At 57.6% G+C, this 3,214-nt stretch carries 1 protein-coding gene; it reads left to right on the top strand.

Annotated elements, in window-relative coordinates:
* Positions 1-102 precede the first annotated feature (102 nt).
* Positions 103-3,087, top strand: a complete 2,985-nt coding sequence (locus IBX54_RS13850; RefSeq protein ID WP_296543243.1) for an EAL domain-containing protein — start codon at positions 103-105, stop codon at positions 3,085-3,087.
* The last annotated feature ends 127 nt before the right edge of the window (positions 3,088-3,214 follow it).

Below are 3,214 nucleotides of genomic sequence, written 5' to 3' on the forward strand. Positions count from 1 at the left end.
GGAAGTCATGGATTGCGTCACTTCGTTCGCAATGACGACGTTCTTTCACGTTAACGGCTTTATCATGGCAAGGTCATCACTGAAACCACAATAATGAGCTTCATGCCCAAGCCATCGCGGCTTTTCTGTCAGCGCGTCGAGGTCCTCAACCGGGGCCTGGAACGCTGGCTGTATACCCTTTCGACCTACGCGTTGCCCCTGGTGATCGGAGTGCTGTCTGTATTGGCCCTGTTTGCCTGGAAATCGCAATACCCCCTGAGCGAACCGCAAGCCCTTCCAATCCAGGTGGTGCAAGAAAAATCCGGGACCTTGACGACCGCAGAAGCCCTTGCCCAGTTGCGGGATCGCCCCTTCAGCCCGTTCCATGACACCCAGCTTTCAGAAGCCCCCGTCTGGTTTTCTTTCGTGCTTCCCGAGGACGCAGCAAAGACGCCGTTGATGGTCGAATTTCCCTCCCGGCACGCGATGGACATCGCGTGCTGGGAGGCCAACACCCTCGACGCGCTTGGCAGCGCCAATCGGCAGGGTGCGACTGATGGCATCGCCCCGCTCAAGGCCGGTTTCGCACTCGAGCTAAGGCATGCCCTCAAACCAGGCGCCCAAGTGCTTTGTCGCAGCAGCGCTATCGGCCCGGCCCGACTTTCTGTTTTGAAATGGCAAGCCGCAGATTTGAAAGTCTCTGCGCTGGAGTTCCATCGCAAGTCAGGGCTTCTGGATGGTGGCATTTTGATTTTGGCAGGCTTTATCCTGATCACAGCCCTGATCAATCGCAACGCGCTGTATGTCCTGTTTGCCGCCTGGCTGGTGGTGAATTTGCGCATGGCGTCCCTGTCTGCCGGTTGGGACACGCAATGGCTGGGCAGCACCGTGCCGCAGGAATGGCTGGTGCTGGCAAGGTCAGTGACCATGACCCTGTATTACATCTTGACCCTCACGCTGTTCACCTCGCTTTTCAAGGAAAATTTACCACGGATCGGTTATAAATTTATTGTGCGTATCGCCCAATGGAGCTGCTTGCCCTTGCTTCTTTTATCGATAGCATTGCCTTATGCCTCATTTTTGCCCTTGATTTGGTATGTCGCCGGCGTTGGCATCGCTTTGCTGATTTTTCTGCTTATTCGCATTCTGCAGAAAACACGCTCCCGTGTGGCCATCTGGTACGGCACGGCCATCAGCATCACCCTGGTCGCCAGTCTCTATGAGGTGCTGGCTGCGGCGCTCGGCATCAAAGGGCTGATTGGATCCGTCAACAGCGTCACCGCCGCCTTGTCGTCCAGCCTGCTCACGGCGCTGGCGATTGCCGAACATATGCGACAGGAGCATGAACAGCGCCTGCAGGTTCAAGCCGAACTGGCGCACACCTTCGAGGCCATGCCCATCGGCCTGTTTACCCTCGACCAGCATGGCCGGTTCCTCAGCGCCAACCCGGCCCTGCTCGACAAGCTGGGCCAGAATTTGCTCAGAAACGGCGGCTCCCACTGGCAGCAGTATTTTGAAGCAGGTGCCTGGACCCGGCTGTATGAGTTGATTTTCAAGACAAGCCAGATCGACATGGAAATCAATGGCCGCGCTCCTGCCGATGGCGCGACACCCAAGCGTTTTCTCGTCAAGGCCACGCTGGCGTACGACAGAATCGAAGGCTCGCTGCAGGACATCACGGAAAAATCCAGGGCCACCGCCGAACTGGAATTTCTCGCCAGCCATGATCCACTGACCAAAATATTGAACCGCCGCGGCATAGAAAAGGCGCTCAACGAAGCCATCGCGAGTCAATCCGAAGACAAACCGCTGGCGGTGGCCTATCTTGACCTTGACCGCTTCAAGCTCATCAATGACCTGTTTGGCCATGGCGCCGGCAACGAAGTGTTGCAACAGGTGTGCGCGCGGGTCTCGGAGCTGCTGTCGCCCGAATTCCATTTTGGACGCGTCGGTGGCGATGAGTTCATCATTGTCTTTCCGGCAACGCCGATCACCCTGGCCACGGTGATCTGCCGCAGCCTGATCGACGTGCTTGGCACTCAACCCTACCGCGTGGGGGACAACGCCTTCAACGTGCGTTGCTCGATCGGGCTGATCGAAGTCAGCCCCGGCATGCAGTTCAACGATGTGATGTCAACAGCTGACCGCGCCTGTCGCGAGGCCAAGACCACCAGCGGCCCCGGTCTGGTGGTGTACGAAAAGCACGCGGCGGCGTTTCAGCAGCACGAGGCCGAACTGAAATTGATCGCCCTGCTCGCCACCCCGTCTGCCACCGACGGCCTGTACCTCGAAATGCAGCCCATCATGTCGCTCAAGGCACCACATGCGTCGCTCAATTTCGAGGTGCTGCTGCGCATGCGCGACCCCCAAGGCAAGCAGATCAACACCGAGCACCTGATCAAGGCGGGCGAAGCCAGTGGCCGCATGGGCATGATCGACCGCTGGGTGCTGACCACCGCGCTGGCCTGGCTCAATTGCCATTTTGAGAAAATGAAACACATCAAATTCGTCTGCATCAATCTGAGTGGCGCATCACTGAACGACGAAGAATTCCTGGGTGAGATTTACACCATGCTGGAGCAAAACCCGCATCTGCTTGACAAGTTGTGCCTTGAAATCACCGAAAGCGTGGCGCTGCACGATCTGGACAATACCCGCCGTTTTGTGGACAGGGTGCGGGGTTACGGTGCCAAGGTCGCGCTGGACGACTTTGGCGCGGGTTATACCTCGTTTTCCTATCTGAAGGAGTTCAAGGCAGACCTGCTCAAGATCGACGGCAGCTTCATTGTCAACATGAACCAGCACCCGGCCAACATCGCCATCGTCGAGGCCATCGTCAGCCTCGCCAACAACCTGGGCATGAAAGTGATTGCCGAATGGGCCGAGGACAATGCCACGGTGGAAATGCTGACCGAGATTGGTGTCGATTACGTGCAGGGTTTTGCCGTGGCACACTCACAGCACCCCGACAAGTTGCTCACCGCCGCGTCGTCGGCCAGCTTTATTCAGGATGCAGAACTGGCCCACTTTGTCGGACTGATCAGCAAGACCAACCCGATGCCATCCATCACCGGTTTGTTTTCCGATGCGCCCAGCAAGGTGCATTGACACCGGCACACAGCAGCCGTCGGGCAGCAAGACAGCCACCGGCTCAGCACAACTCAAAACTGCACCGGGCGCTTCTCGATGAACGCCTGAACGCCCTCCAAAGCAGATTCATCCATCATGTTGCAGG

The sequence above is a fragment of the Rhodoferax sp. genome, from assembly GCF_014859475.1.
Lineage (GTDB): Bacteria > Pseudomonadota > Gammaproteobacteria > Burkholderiales > Burkholderiaceae_C > Rhodoferax.